The sequence below is a fragment of the Paraburkholderia caffeinitolerans genome (genome assembly GCF_902859945.1).
In the GTDB taxonomy this organism is placed as follows: domain Bacteria; phylum Pseudomonadota; class Gammaproteobacteria; order Burkholderiales; family Burkholderiaceae; genus Paraburkholderia; species Paraburkholderia caffeinitolerans.
In genome coordinates this window covers 1-14359 of record NZ_CADIKL010000077.1, presented here as the reverse complement: position 1 = coordinate 14359, position 14359 = coordinate 1, and the positions used below count along the sequence as shown (strand labels likewise).

The window sequence follows — 14359 nt, the reverse complement described above, 5'->3', positions numbered from 1 at the left end:
GGAAGTCGGCGATGAACCAGTTTGCTATCCTGTTTGGCGACCGATTCACGCAGGCGCGCGGGTAACGATTCCTTTAACCGCCTCGCCCACAAAAATGCGGACAGGTTCGTTGCGCGCCATACGACGGCTTTCCCACGCACATTCTGGACACCAGCTACCGCGATACACACTGTTCGCCGTTGCCTGCCAGACATGCTTGTCCATGCATTCCCATTCATGTTTCTCATGCACGCCCAGATAGGTGTCTGACAGACAACGTCCGCCGCGAGATTGCGCAACTTCTCGAAGATCCTCGATCGTTCTGGTTCTCGCCTTGGCCGCACACTGATGACACCACTCGCCCTTGCTCACACGAGACCACGGCGCAAACCACGTATGCCCTTCTGCACACTGCCATTGCAGGGGAGTTTCCTTGTCGACATACGCCGACAGACACCGGCCACCGTGTGCTGTTGCCACGCGCGCAAAATCATCCTGCTTCGGGCGAATGCGCTCCAGATGACATTGCTGGCACCAGTCGCCCTTAAGCACCCCTTCAAAGGCTGCCGACCACGTGTGACCGGCTTCGCAGCGCCAGCGCATCTTCCTGGGACGGGCTCGATACCGGCGCGACAGACATTCTCCACCACGCTGCGCTGCAATCGTGTGCGCCTCGTCGAGCGTATGGAGTGTTGCCCTGTCGTATGCGCACGCGTGACACCAGTGGCCAAGACGCAGGCCGTGAATCAGCATCTGGAACCTGTGGCCTGCAGCACATTCGAATTCGAGCGGAACATCAGCACCGGGGAATTCGGCCGACAGACATGATCCGTGCCAAGCCTGGGCGAGCACCTGAATGCCAGAAAGGAGTTGGTCGTAGTATTCCCTCGTGGGCTTGCCACGCCTGTTTGGCAATGCTGCGAGTGCAGTTTGAACACGCGCTCGGGTCTCCTGCGAAACCGCCAACGATCGGGCCGCCCGATACAAAGAGGGAGTGCCGGCCTGCGGGCGCAGATACCGTGTGAGGTCAGCAATGCTGATTGACCATTCCTGCATCAGAGCCTGGATTTCCTTGATGACTCCGCTTACCTCGCGTTTGCGCGAAGCCTGAATCTCGCTGTTCAGTGCATCGAGTTCGTGCATCAAGTCACACAAAGATCTTGTCATCGGTCACGTTGTGAACAAAAAGGCGGACAGCCCATACTTCACTGAGCTGACTTCTGGAATGACTCGCCACCCGCAAGCAGTAACTGATCCACCATTTCAAGCTTCAGTGGCTTATCCGCGTCGAGTTTCTTTTTCTCGATCACATATTTCCACCCGTTGCCCGTACCCGGATTCCGGTAGAACGCGACGATGGCCACGTACTTCGAATCAGCCTTCATGGGTTGCGACAGACTCGCGGAAGCGCCCGGGTTCAACACGGTGGCCATGCTGTCCTGCAGGTCCTGTGCGAGCACGGTGCGATCGTTTTTCAGAAGATCGTCGTACGACACCCCGTCAAAGAGTTTGCGGTCCTTGAGTTGGTAGACGCGCACCGCGACTGAGGTCGCGCGCCCGGCGTCGTCTGGATTCAGTGCTTCTCGTGCGGACAGATCGATGTTGAGCACCTTGACCTGCTTGAAGAAAACGGCGTGGTAGGCACTCGACGTCGTGTCGGAAACGGACTGCCACGCGCCGCAGGCCGAAAGCAGCAAGGCGGATGCAACGGTAGTAATGGCCAGACGGATAAACATCAACGGGTCCTCGGTTATGCGCGTTGCAGGCTCAGGTATGGATTGGGCGGTGGTGCAGGAAAGGCTTCGCGCACACCGAGTGGAATAGTGATCATGCGTTCCTCGTCGGCGGGCAGCACTGTTGTCCATCCGAGTCGCGGTGCGGCGCCCGCAGGAGCGGTCCCGATCGTTGGGACCGGCGCGAGTCGCGACGACACCTCCATGCGAAGATGAACGTCAGCCTTGACGCCGACGTATAGCTGAACGAATGCCATCAGTTCGCGATGCAGCCACGCACCGGGCAGCAGGTCATGCGCATGCTGCGCGTTGTCGGGACGCAGCGTGACCCGCACGGCCCGACTGCGATAAGCAAGCCGCCGGCCCAGCACATAACCGCCGCCCAGCCCCTTCTTCGCCCCTTCTTCCGACCGCATGACTGCGGGGTCCGAACTCAGCGGCCGCGGTTTGCCGGTCCCAGTGAGGACGGGAAAAAACTCGTCGGCACGCACGTCCACTCCCGGCACGACCAGTGCGATTACACCCGCGAGACCTTCGGCCGTACGGGTCTTCAGGTTCAGCAGGCCCAGCAGCGCGAGCATCCGGGAATCCGGCACCCCGGCGCGCTCGGGCTTCCTGCCCCAGCCAAACCCCACCAGGCACAGAAGTTTGCGCGAATGCGCGTCGCTCCCTCCCGGCCGGAAGCTTTCCGGGTAGCGGTACTTTTTCCAGGCGCGGTACAGCAGCGTGACGATGCGGTGGTTGAAGCGGTCGAGAAAGGCTTCGACCGTCTCGTGTCCTTCTTCGCGCAGGACGATATCGTCGATCATGTGCGGCGGTACCGCTGCATCGACACCATACAGGCCCATGAACGTCGTACGCACGGTCGGCGGCACCGGTCGGCGGGATTCGTCCGGGGCGTCGTCGAATTCGACCCTGGCGACTTCACCCGCGGGAAACCCGACGCGTGGCCACGAGCCAAAACGCACAGGCTCATGCTCAGGCGTGTCGCGCGTGCCAAATCCTGGGTGATCAGGCGCTCGCACCTCGAGCAGGCGGCACAGCTGCATGAAGCTCATCCGCGGCGCACGTGCGAGAAGCGAAGCGACGAGTGGCTCGACGTTGGGGAGATCGTTCGGCTTCATAGCGGAGCGCGTTGTGCCTTGCTGCGCGGCCAGTCAGTACGGGTCTGCGACGGCAGGCTCACAATCGAGAGCTTCGTGAACAGGTTGATTTCCGCGTACGCCGCAAAAAAGCGGTGCAGCAGCTCGCCGAACAGCATCAGATCACCCTCGCCCGCGAACGCCTGCGAATCCAGCGTCACCTCAATGAGCACACCTCGCTCGACCGACCCGCCCGATACCTCCTCGAGCAGTTCCTCCGACACCCAGAGAATGCCTGCCAGACGCCGCGCGTTCAGTTCATCGTCGGTCCAGTCGTAGAGCGCGAGTGCGCCACGCAGCACCTCTGCATCCATCATCGAGAGGAAGTTCGGGGCAAGATGCGACAGCACGCGCCACTGGAAGCGATCGCCCGTGGGCGGATAGAGCGGCAACGTTGGCGCAACAAGGTTGCGCACACCCGTCACGTTCGGCGTGCTCTCAGCGAGTTCGCTGAGGTTGGCCTCGCGCAGTCCCTTGCGCGGCAGCATCCCGTTGGTACCCGTGACGCGCAGCGACAGGCTTTCTTCCGGCAGCGTTTCCCTGGTCTCCCAGGCGTGGCCGCCCAGGATCACCCAGGTCTCGTACAGCCCCGCCATGCCAGGACGCACGCGCGCATGGAAATACCGTTCCGGCGCCTCGTGGCGCAGCATGCCACCGCGATGCCGGAAGGTGGCGAACGGCACATACTCATAGCGCTCAGCGGTGTCGTGATCGAACGTACCGATCGCATCGACCGAATAGGTTTCAACGTGCTCGCCCTGATGACCCGCCGGTACGACGCGATACTCCGTTTCGTGATGATTGATTTCGATGGGTTCGGCATCGAGTTCGAACAGGTTGATCACCGGTGAGCAGAACAGCCTCACATTGTCCCTGCTGAAATGCTGGTCCGACGGGTAAGCGGTCTTCAGGACAAGTTCAAGCTCAAATCGGGTCGTTCCCGCAGGAAGCTTCGCGACGTCGAGTCCGCACAGGTCAACGAAGAGAAATTTCTCGCGAAACGAAAAATACTCGAGGAGCAGCTGGTAGCCCGAAAACGCCACATCGGCCTTGGGCCAGAGCCGCTCCTCCGTCGAAAATCCCGCGGGCTCGATCGTGATACCGGCCAGTGGCACAGCTTCGCCATCGCGCACTTCCGGAATGCGCCACAGGATCGAATCGACCTGACGCGTGAGCGCGAGGTGCATGGCGAACGCGACCGGCAGATCGGCATTCAGGTGCAGGCGCAGGCGTGACAGATCGGTTTCCTCGCGCCGGGCCGAATGATGGAGTTCAAGGCCCAGGCGAATCACCGAGCGGCCGTCGTGGCGCACGGTCGGTCCTGCGTGCGTGATGGACAGGGGCTGAAGCTGGACGGCCTGCGTGGTCCGGTACAGACACTGTACGGTCTTCGGTGTCGTGCCTTCGGCGCCCGATGGCGGCGGAACACTGATGGGCGCCGATCGGACCGGCACGCCCGCGGGGATCACTTCGGTTCTCTGGAGCTTTTCCCGAAGGGGGATCAGCTCGACGACCGAAAGTGACGGAATCATGCGCAGATAGTGCGGCCACAGCAGACTCACGAGCCCTTCGGTGAGCTCTGGCAGCTCGTCGTCGAGCTTCTGCTGGAGGCGCCCGGTCAGAAAGGCGAAGCCTTCGTGGAGTCGCTCGACATAGGGGTCGCGGTCGCCGACGCGATCGAGGTTGAGCAGGCGTGCGCGGTCGGGATGAGCCCGGGCGAACTCCTTGCCGGATTCGCGCAGGTAACGCATCTCGGCTTCGTAATAGCGCAGGATCGGGTCGTCTTTTTCCATTGGGCCTTTCTTATGGGAGAGTCAATGCGCGTGCCGGATCGAGCACGGTCAGTTCCGCCTGCAGCTCACCGATGCGGCGGGCGAGTGCCGGTTTGTCCGCATCCTTACGGTTGCTCATCGCCTTGAATGCCCGGGTCAACTGCTGCTTGACCTCGAAAACCAGTGCCGGCTCCCAGCGCGTGAGCGGCAGGGAGCGTGCGGCTGCGTCGAGCTCGGTCAGCAGTGCGAGCGCTGTATCGGGACGGCCGGCATGGTCAGCCAGGCGCGCCATGACCAGTCGTTGCAGATAGCGATGACGATCTGTTTTCATGCCGGGCAGCGCTTCGAGCCAGGCGAAGGCCGCCTCGATACCATCGCGTCCGGCCAGGTCCCTGGCCTGTGCCTCGATCTCGGGCCAGTCGCCGGCGCTTCCGTTTTCGTTATCGGCCGAGACCGGCAGCGGCGCCACGCTCTCCCCTGCTTCCAGATCCCGTACGACGGCATGGCGTGCAATCCACTCGAGCGTCGAATCGTCGGCGAATGGCGTGCCGTCGTTGAACGACAGGCGCTCGATGCCCGGCAGCCGTTCCAGAAAGAGCGCAAAGTCAGCACGCAGCAGTTCGCGCCACGCGCTGTATGGCGAGCCAACGTGATCGAGTGCGACGTGCTGGAAGTACTGCAGGTCGAACCAGAGGTGATTCACGCCCTCCATGAACGCCCCCTCGACACGCTCCAGGAGTTCGTGCCACTGCTTCTGCAGCACGAGCCGTTTCATCTGTGCCCGCAGCTCGGAGCGTGGTGCCACAAGCCGCGTATGCGATGCGGCATCCGACGGTGGCACCTCGTGCAACGTGTCCCAGCGCACGCTCCGTACGAGTCGCACCGATGACAGATAGCCGTTCTCCTGATCGCGCAGCCAGGTGGCCATCGTACGGGCCTGATCGAGCAGATCACGCGTTGAGGCAATCGACCCGGACGAAGTGCTCGTCGTGACTGGCAATGCCGCCTGGGAGGAATCCGCTGCGCCGCCACCATCGCTACCGTCCTTGCGCTCGAACCTTGACACCAATGGCTGCAGGTTCGGGCGAGTGGCGTCTGGCCAGCCGCCGGTCACCGTGACCAGTACGTCGAGCGCGGCAAACGCACGTTCAAGGTCCGCCGGCGCGAACTCGCCGCGGCTCTCGAGCAGTTCCAGCACGCGCGTGGTTGCCAGCATCTCGAGCGCGCCTTTCCTCGCTTCGGCACGCGCTGGCAGCACGGCCTCGCCGAACCGGTCGACGAGCGCAGCGGACAACTCCAGTCCGTCTGCAAAGCCGGCTGGCCCATCCTGACGCAGGCGGGCGAACGCATAGTAGCCAGCAAGACGCAGATCCTTGCCGGTCTCCTTGAGAAGCTGCTCACAGGAACGGACGATCAGGCCGTCGTCGATACCCGAGAGCTTGCCTGCCTCGTCCTTGAGTGTGAAAAACGCATCCTCGTAACCGGGATCGCGGCCAACGCCTCCCTCGCCCGGGAGCGGCAGCAGCCATGACGCCCACGCATCAAGGCGTGCCCGTGCGAGTTCGCTAGCGTCTTCACGTGCAGGAAAGAGATTCCTGAAAAGTTCTCCAAGCTTCATTCCACCTCCGGCACGGAGCCGTGTGGCAACGGCATGGCTGCGTGCTTTGCGGCGGCGACTGCGGCCGGTGGCAACGGCGGCGGACTGCTCGTGGAAAGCTTGGGGCCGGCCTTGGCGCTGCCGGTCACGAAGATGCGTGTCGGCAGTGTGAAGTGCCGGAGCTGCAACACATCGAGCGGCCCCGAGCCCGCATCGCTGCGCAACTGGACCTTGAGCGCAATGCCCTGGCTCGTATCGGGCGCCCACGTCAGCAGATAGCGCGCGTTGTCCTGCTGGGAGACCTTCGCGCGTTCCAGCAGCCGGATCAGCCCGAAACGTCCCTGCGCGTCCATTGCCGAGCGCAAGCCGCCCTGCTCGGTCTGCCATTCGATGTGCGAGAGGTTCTCCAGCGATTGCCCGGGCCACTCGAACGGTACCCAGTCTTCCTTTTGGTTGAAGTAGTCGAGTTCACGCCCGGACAGCACAATCTTCATGTCGGTCACACCGGGCGTCGCGACGCCGCGCAGATCAAACCGGACATGCGCGTCGCCGGCCGGGAACAACACCGTCGAAACACGCGTGAGCCGGTTCAACCCCTCAAGAAAGCCGGGATCGAGCGTGAGTGAGCCGTGATCGGCGCCTTGCGCGGCGACCCAGCGGTCGCCCTGCCTTTCGACGACGCCTGCCAGCTGCGTCGCAACGAACTGGGCGATCACCCCGTTATCCGGCCGCATGAAGCGCGCCATTTCGGGCAACGAAGCGTCGTTTTCCGAATCCGCAAACGGATAGCGGCCACCGAAGGTGCGATTCCAGTCGGCAAGGATCGACGTGCGCCAGATGTCGTTCAGGCTCGCCGCCGCGGGTTGCACCACGGCCTGCCAGGTCTGGTCGAGCGGCGCCTGCAGCAGCTGGCCAAAGCCCGCCCATTGCTCGCCCAGACTTGCGGCAACCCGGCTCGCGTAGTCGCGGCTTTCCGCGATATCCGAGGTCTTGCCCTGCAGCACAGACTGCGCTGCAACGCGCGACATCGCGTCCGTATCGGCGCTGTTCACCATCTGTTCGACCTTCAGACGCATCGCGGTTACGCGCTCGAGATAGCGGGCAAGACTCAGGTCGCCAGTGGTGGCCAGTTGCGCCGCCGATTTTCCGGCCTTGCCGGGCACGGCCGAAATCAGGTCGCTGCCGGTCAGTCGCAGGATCGGAGCGAAGGCGGCTGCCAGCGGTGCAAACTGAGCTTGCGCCTGTTTCGACGGGTCTTTCTCGTCGGTGCCGACAAGCTGCTGCGCCTTGCTGATCAGCGTGTCCGACAGTGACTGCATGCTCGCACCCGTGCCAGCCTGATACACGATTGCGTTGATCAACGCGACCAGCGGCGAGCGCTGCGGATCAGCGAGCAGGTTGAGCTGATCTGCGGTAGCCGAGAGCGTCGGCGCGGGTTGCCAGCGCAGGCTGTTGAGGAACTGCTCCCAAGCCCGCGCGTAGTCGTCAAAGTAACGCTGGCGCAATTCGGCCTTCAATGTCGAGGGCGCCTGATTCGTGCTTTTCGCGTCAGACAGCACCCAGTCGCCCGCAACGTTACCCTTCTCGCTTGCCTCATCAATCGCCTTCGAGATGCGTTCTTCCCAGGCTGCTCGCGTAAAGACGCCCGGAATGGTCTGGGTGGTGTTGAACAGGCCCCGCCCCGTGGTATCGCCAAGCAGTGTGGCCAGCGTTACCGGCGGGTATTTTGGCTTTGCGTCATCAAGAATCTGCTGGTAGACGGCGTCTGTCGAATTCTGGATACCGCGCACGCCGATAATCGTCTGGCGCGTGGAAGCGACCAGAGTAGCGCCCGCCGCAACCGCAAGCGTTGAGCCGCCATTCGCAGGTCGATGTCCGAGGTAGTCGGCAAAAAAGGCGATCGTGTGCTGGCGCAGGTCTTCCCACGTGCCCGACGAAAGCGGCGAATTGAGCGGCCGTGCGGGAACCGCTGTCGCGACCAGCTGCGGCGTGAGAAAGGATGCGACGGCGCGTTGCGGCTGCGCGAGCATCAGGTAGGCTTTGAGCGTATCGTACGCGGCCTGTGCCTGTGCGCTGCCGCCGCTCGCAATTTCTTCATCGGACATTGAGGCCAGCTGGCGCAGACGATCCTCCAGTTTCTGGCGCATCGGGCCAACGAGGATGCTGCTCGCCGCGTTTTCGTAGCCCGGCCAGATTGCGCCGAGCAGGGCATTGTCGCGGTTCAGGCCAAAGCGGGTAATCCACGGAGCACCATCGCGCTGACGTGTCTCCAGTGTATCGATCTGCTTGTCGAGGCTGTCGAGCGTCTGCATCGACTGCGTATGGTCCTGGGTGCCCGTGAGACGCACGAGCGTATCCTGAGCGGTACCGATCGTCGCCCGATTCGTGAAGCCCGACATCATGGTACCGACCATCCAGAGGCCGATCGCTGCTGTTGCGATCCATGCGAAGGTGGTCGAGAACGAGAAGCCGACCCGGCGCCCATGGATGCTTCGGCTGTGTTCGGCAACGGATTGCCAGATCGTGCGTTGCTGTATTCCTGGCTGCGTCTCTTTCTCGTCGGAATTCTCGGTGTCGGTAGCAGATTCGAGTTCTCGTTCCTTGAAGAGGGGCGCAAACAATAGCCCGTGGACGGCGTGCCGCCAGTAGCGTGAGCGGGCGGTCTGCAGCACGAGCTCGGACAACGCACTGCCTAGCCGCTCGACATGCTGCGACAGCTCGGCAGGATAGCGGTCGGCCTTGTTGCGTATGATGCGCGAGATGCCTGCGTCGGCGAGATTGCGGGCAAGCCGATGCAACGAGGCGTGGATTTCGTGAGCATTCACGCGTGCGTTTGACCAGGTAAAGCCAATCGCCTCGTCCGGGCCCGCCGGCTCGGAGCCGAAATTTGTCGCATTAAGCAGATACGTCGGTGCGGCCCAGCGCAAAGCACGCGCATAACGGGCAAGGCGTTGGGAAAGCTCATCCGCATCGAATGGCGAATTGCCTGAATCGCGGTTGCGCGTCACTGCGACGATCGCATCAACCGGCCGACGTCGGCGCAGCCGACGGATCTGGTCGAGCCATCCATTGTCGAGTGTGTTACCGGTTTGCTTTGCGTAGAGCAACACCGCGTTGCCGATAATCGCGTAGCCGGAGTCAACGAGGCCGGGCGCGAGCCGCTTGACCAGAGGCTCGTCACCTGCCACCAGTACCCAGCGGTCGCGATAACGCCAACGCCGGCCGTGGCGGTCTTTCAACATTGCACTAAGGCTCTCAGAACGATGCGAATTGAGCTTGACCACCTCCTCTTTCTGTCCTGCGCCGAGCCTTGCCATCGGGTCACGTTCATACTGGCTTACTGATCGACCGGGCGCATTTCGTGCAACGACTTTCCAGGCACCAGCGAGTGGAGCTCTAAGTAATAGAACGAACATTCCTAGCAAAATCACCAATCCAACCCGATGGGAGGAGGATGGATCAAGATCAGCACCCTTGAAATACGCCACGAGTGCCATGAATGCGGTTATCGCCGGAACGAGAATCCAGTAACCCGATATCTTTCGAATGCTCATGCGTTGGATTCCACTTGTTTCTTATGTGCAATCGGTTGAGCGACTGCGAGACGCAACATGCCTTCGCGCCATGCGATCAGTTGAGATGACGATGTTTGTACGGTATGTTCGATTGCAAGTACAGTAGCGAGCCATCCGGCACAAATGCCCGGATCCCCGAGCGCTGTATCGATATCGTGCACACTTGACAGTTCTTCCGTTTGCGAGACGCCAAGTTTCGTGTTCGAAGCTGCATGAAGCAGCGCCCCTTTATCCGTACCGAGTAGTCCTGCTTGCCAGAGGTCGTCTATTCTTTCTGGCGTCGCTCTGCCCCATAGCAGAGACAGCCGAATGCTCTCGTCGAGAGCGGCCGCATCGGTTTGCAGCGGGCGGTGCAACAATGCCACCGACTCGAGCCCACGTCGCTCAGCCAATGGAGCCCACCCAAGTAGTACAGCCACGGCGGCCTCGGCGCTATTTTCAGGGGGCACGTCGTGTAACTGTGTAGACAGAAAAAGCGTGAATCTCTCAAGCAAGGGACCACCTTTAACGTCCAGCCACTGATCGAGCGCCATTAACCCCTCGTCTGCCGAGAGCAATGTTATTTTTGCGCTGCGCAGTTCGGCCTTGGACCAGCATTGCCGCAATGTTTCAAGGCGGGCTTCTCCATGACCGTCTTCCGGTAGATGCAAACGCACGTCAAGCGCCACGTCTCGAGGAAGCGCGGTGATAGTAGGGCCTATCGAATTCAGGAGCTTGTCGAAGCACGGACCATAGCGCCCCAACCCGTCTTCATTGTCGATCAGCGGAAGTGATGTGTGACGTGTACCGCTATTGCCCTCGGCAGATGTCTTGGCTGCAAGTGTAATCTCTCCTTGGACGAGTTTGTTTGCCACATCTACGTCTCCAGCACCGCAAAGGTATCCGAAATCCAAAACAGCAAGAGGTTCGCACGCAAAACGAATCGCCTTTTCCCGATCCTCCTGAAGCGTTTCATCTTCGGCTTTCAGCCGCGCGGTCTCCTCGTCATAGTAATGTAGTCGCAACCCAAAAACTATCGCCCATGCTAGTCCTGGCAACACAAGGAGTTGCACCCAGAACCATGGTGTGCCGGTGGGCTCAGCTTTTGGCCACGTGAGCAACGTGCCCACTACCCCCGCAAGCATAAAAACAACAAGCAGCACCAACCACACGATCGTTCGTGGAGGGGATGGCGCGTCAGACACATGCGGCGAAGCAACAGGGAGGGTAACGGGCATCTTGTGCGTTCAAATCAGGCTGGAGATCAGATGGCAGCCACACATGGCGCGATAACCGTGGCGAGCAACGGGTACACCGTCATCAGTCATCGACTCGTCGCCATCGATGATGAGATTGGGCGTGATGTCATGCAACGGACACGATACTTCATCGCCCTTGCGGGCCACAAAACGTCCGTCAAAACGCATCGTCTTTGATGCACTAATTACCTTGCCACCGTGGTCCGTAGAATCGCCCAAGCGAATCAGGTTAATCATCGTGTGCTTCTCCAGAAGAACAAAAAACGGAAAAGTGTCGACGCTATGCTCAGTTGAGTCCTAGCGGATCTGCATAACGTTGAGAGCCTTGACTCCACGCCTGAGCGTCCCCTAACTTTTGCAGGGCATTGGATCTTAGTTGGTCCGGGTGAGGCAACCAACTATCGACTTTTTTAGAGACTTTGTCCTTGGCTTTCTCCACAACCTGATCCTTTCGGCTCTTGTCCTCAATCGTACGTAGTTGCATAAAAACGCCGTCGCCAAGAGATACGTTATTTAACCGGGTGATCGTGTTATGAACGAAGTTGTCAAAGAAAGCCACTACCTCCGGCGATAACGCCTGTGGCTTGACCCATGCCGTCGCCAACTGCTTAATCACGGGATCGGGAATATCGTCGACGGTTTGCGGTCGACCACCAAATCCTGAAGCAGCAGAACCCGCCCCTGCGGACTGACTCCGGTAGTAATCTGCACGTGTCTGAAAATCAGGCGTTGCATTCCCAGAGAAAATCTCGTTGTACACATCGGCATCGATGGTGTTGACGAAAAGGTTATCGCCTTTGCTTACTGATTGCGTTCGGTTATAGACGGTACGTGCCCATGAGATGAAGAGCATCTGGTGCGCGAGAAATTGATGCTCGAGTGTATTTTTCCCGCTCGGCAAAATGGCTGTGTACGCACCGAACAGATCGTTGGCCGTAAGGAATTTTCCACCTATCTCAATCTTTTTAGAAAACTGCAATTGGGAGTAGATATCAATTGTTTTCGGCTGTTTCAGTTCCTCAAGACGACGGATCGGGACGCCATAGGACCACGCCTGATCCATCATATTTCGTGCGGAAACGAGCGCCAGTTCGGATGATTTTCCGTCTTCATGCTCGCGAAATCCCCCGCCCACATCGGACTGACTGCCGGGATAGACAATCTCAGTCAGATTACCCGCCTCCTTGGAATTGCGCGGCGAGTCAAGCTGCTTATAGAAGCGCAATTCGGTTGCTGCGACATGGTGCACGATTTTCCTGAATTCGCCCGGCGTATCGAATTCACCCAATGACTGTTTTGCCAGGCCCACGATCATGCTTATCCCCTTGATCCCAACACGGGCAAGCCAACCTTCTCCGGGGACGAAATTCAAGACTGGAGCAAGAACCTTGGTAAATATCGAGTCAGCGTAAGCACTCGATACGCTATCAAACAGTCCCATGAAGTCGAACGTTACCTCTGCCCCCTGATAGGTGACTTTTTCTCCATCTTTCTTGCACTTCTTCTCAATCAGCTCATTGGCAAATTTCCTCGCCACAATCGCACCGCGGTCGTAACCGAAGACCGCAACCCGAATTGTCTTCAGAGGTCTCGTGTCGCTTTTTGCCTGTTTAACTACTTCGGCAAAATCGTCCAAAGCGGCTTCGACTCGCGCGTCAAAACCGGTTCCCAAATAGGCTGCGGCTATCTCGCTGTCGCGAATACCAGGGAAGGACTCGGATCCGATCGAGACTAGTGTCGAAACGATGAAGCTGGGGTCCTTGATAGTGGATATAACACCACTGGCGAGGGTGCTCGGCTTGTAGGCCTCCTTTGTTGATTCTGTCGCGTGAAGAATAGACGATTTGACAGCTGCACCAACGCCAGAACTTTGCGCATCTGCGAAGACCTCCTTTCCAGTGGTCTTGGCAGCATCCTTTCCCGCTTCCGTTACCTTGTCACTCGCGAATTCCTTTGCTTTGTCGACAGTATTCTTTGCCAAAGAGGCTGCGACACTGATCCTCTCCTTGGACAGCCTGCGCCCCATCCCTTCGTAATACAGTTTGTAGACGCCCTTTTCCTTATCCGTCGTTTTATGGGCGTTGAAAAGACGCGCGACATTCGATAGGTGGTCGATATCATTAAGAGTTTGACCGAAACCATCGAAGAAGAAACTGATATACAGTTCCTGTTGACATCTATAACAGCCGTCCGGCGGCGTGGAAGGTTGAGATTGCGTAACACTGATCGCCCGGTTGACGCGATCGCCTGCAGCCGGTCCGTTGTCGATACACGCGGAAGCAGATACTGCGCTAGTTGCCTTCGTCATAGCGGACTACCTTCAATTCTTTGCGTTTGGAATATGTGGCGTTGTCGGAAAATCGACCCACTGAGCCTGAATTTTTTGATTCGGCAGAAAATGAACCTCTATATATCCGCGGTGCTTATTTGGCAATTTTGGGACAGGAATATCGGTTTCGAAGGTATCGTGAGGTAAATCTTTTTCGTACTGTTCCTCTGTCCACCCGAGCGTTACCTTGATATGCATGGTCTTCGCATTTTTCGGAATGCTCAAGCAGCAAGCTATGCCGCCGCCGCCGCCGGGGTCATTTGCCTCTGAGCTCCCTGCACCAAAGCCATCGATCGAAAACAAGTAAACAGTTCGGTCGGTGTAGTTGTATCCAATCACGTGATAAGGGCCGTACTCGTCATTCGAGCAAGCCGTGCCCATAAACGCTACAAGCATGAAAGTGAAAGTCAAAATAGAGCGCGTCAGTTTGGTCCATTGTCTGAACGTGGATCCAATCTTTCTCGATTGAGAGAAAAGAACTGCCCAAGCGCTATCCCCTCCGCGCGTAGAGTCAGACAGCACTTTATTTGTCTTTTCCAAGGTCACCGCTATCGCTCGGCTTTCTATTGTCATATGTGGCCTCCTCAGTTCATCGCGCTCGAAATATGCGTCCGGCTCGGAATTTGGCTTTGTTGCGCCGACTCCAACAGATCCTCCCAAACTTTGCGTGGCACCGACAAAAACACCTGCTGTAGAGGGGTATCGAACCGCTGCTTTGGATCAAGTTTCGGACCGATCGCAGGATGAGCGTCAAACGTCAAGTTGACGTTGAGACCAACAAGCGTAAAAAGCATCAGTTCATTTTGCTTCTTGATGAGATGTTGACTCATCGCGCGATCAAGAAGACCACGAACGTGGTCGATGCAGATGCGACTGCTGGCATCGTGACCTGCCCCCGGTATTAGTACGAAGCGCCGTTGGAGTCCGAGGGTAATAATTCCTTCGCTTCGTGCGCCTTTGCGAACTGCACCGGCGCCAGGTAGCCGAGCGAGCT

General features: G+C 59.1%; 11 protein-coding genes. All 11 read right to left on the bottom strand.

From position 1 onward, the window contains the following. Positions 1–45: 45 nt before the first annotated feature. Complete coding sequence (locus HV773_RS35920; protein ID WP_175198476.1) at positions 46–1125, bottom strand: hypothetical protein; 1080 nt, start codon at positions 1123–1125, stop codon at positions 46–48. A gap of 59 nt (positions 1126–1184) precedes the next feature. Beyond that, a complete protein-coding gene (gene tssJ, locus HV773_RS35915; protein WP_175198475.1) occupies positions 1185–1715 on the bottom strand; it encodes a type VI secretion system lipoprotein TssJ in 531 nt (176 codons plus the stop codon). Between the two features lie 14 nt (positions 1716–1729). Next, positions 1730–2836 carry a type VI secretion system baseplate subunit TssG gene (gene tssG, locus HV773_RS35910; RefSeq protein WP_175198474.1) on the bottom strand — a complete coding sequence of 369 codons (1107 nt, stop codon included), beginning with the start codon at positions 2834–2836 and terminating at the stop codon, positions 1730–1732. Next, positions 2833–4647, bottom strand: a complete 1815-nt coding sequence (gene tssF / locus HV773_RS35905) for a type VI secretion system baseplate subunit TssF (RefSeq protein WP_175198473.1) — start codon at positions 4645–4647, stop codon at positions 2833–2835. Before tssF ends, tssG begins: the two co-directional genes overlap by 4 nt. Positions 4648–4657: 10 nt before the next feature. After that, positions 4658–6244, bottom strand: coding sequence for a type VI secretion system protein TssA (gene tssA / locus HV773_RS35900; protein WP_175198472.1), 1587 nt, complete (start codon positions 6242–6244; stop codon positions 4658–4660). After that, the gene (locus tag HV773_RS35895; protein ID WP_175198471.1) at positions 6241–9777 is read right to left on the bottom strand and encodes an ImcF-related family protein; all 3537 of its coding nucleotides are present in this window, start codon (positions 9775–9777) and stop codon (positions 6241–6243) included. The genes tssA and HV773_RS35895 overlap by 4 nt, the downstream gene beginning before the upstream one ends. Further along, a complete protein-coding gene (locus tag HV773_RS35890) occupies positions 9774–10949 on the bottom strand; it encodes a hypothetical protein (protein WP_246282649.1) in 1176 nt (391 codons plus the stop codon). Before HV773_RS35890 ends, HV773_RS35895 begins: the two co-directional genes overlap by 4 nt. 75 nt (positions 10950–11024) lie before the next feature. Beyond that, positions 11025–11273 carry a PAAR domain-containing protein gene (locus HV773_RS35885; protein ID WP_175198469.1) on the bottom strand — a complete coding sequence of 83 codons (249 nt, stop codon included), beginning with the start codon at positions 11271–11273 and terminating at the stop codon, positions 11025–11027. Between the two features lie 49 nt (positions 11274–11322). After that, on the bottom strand, positions 11323–13344 hold the full coding sequence (locus HV773_RS35880; RefSeq protein ID WP_175198468.1) for a phospholipase effector Tle1 domain-containing protein: 2022 nt from the start codon (positions 13342–13344) through the stop codon (positions 11323–11325). 12 nt (positions 13345–13356) lie between these two features. Continuing rightward, positions 13357–13938: a DUF3304 domain-containing protein gene (locus HV773_RS35875; RefSeq protein ID WP_246282648.1), complete on the bottom strand. Its 582-nt coding sequence runs from the start codon at positions 13936–13938 to the stop codon at positions 13357–13359. Positions 13939–13949: 11 nt separating this feature from the next. Continuing rightward, on the bottom strand, positions 13950–14195 hold the full coding sequence (locus HV773_RS35870; protein WP_175198467.1) for a hypothetical protein: 246 nt from the start codon (positions 14193–14195) through the stop codon (positions 13950–13952). Between the last annotated feature and the right edge of the window lie 164 nt (positions 14196–14359).

Bases quoted from the DNA above. Each gene is read 5' to 3' on its own strand.
- HV773_RS35870 (WP_175198467.1), bottom strand. From the start codon at position 14,195: ATGAGTCAACATCTCATCAAGAAGCAAAATGAACTGATGCTTTTTACG.
- tssA (WP_175198472.1), bottom strand. From the start codon at position 6,244: ATGAAGCTTGGAGAACTTTTCAGGAATCTCTTTCCTGCACGTGAAGAC.
- HV773_RS35880 (WP_175198468.1), bottom strand. From the start codon at position 13,344: ATGACGAAGGCAACTAGCGCAGTATCTGCTTCCGCGTGTATCGACAAC.
- HV773_RS35875 (WP_246282648.1), bottom strand. From the start codon at position 13,938: ATGACAATAGAAAGCCGAGCGATAGCGGTGACCTTGGAAAAGACAAAT.
- tssF (WP_175198473.1), bottom strand. From the start codon at position 4,647: ATGGAAAAAGACGACCCGATCCTGCGCTATTACGAAGCCGAGATGCGT.
- tssG (WP_175198474.1), bottom strand. From the start codon at position 2,836: ATGAAGCCGAACGATCTCCCCAACGTCGAGCCACTCGTCGCTTCGCTT.
- HV773_RS35895 (WP_175198471.1), bottom strand. From the start codon at position 9,777: ATGAGCATTCGAAAGATATCGGGTTACTGGATTCTCGTTCCGGCGATA.
- HV773_RS35885 (WP_175198469.1), bottom strand. From the start codon at position 11,273: ATGATTAACCTGATTCGCTTGGGCGATTCTACGGACCACGGTGGCAAG.
- tssJ (WP_175198475.1), bottom strand. From the start codon at position 1,715: ATGTTTATCCGTCTGGCCATTACTACCGTTGCATCCGCCTTGCTGCTT.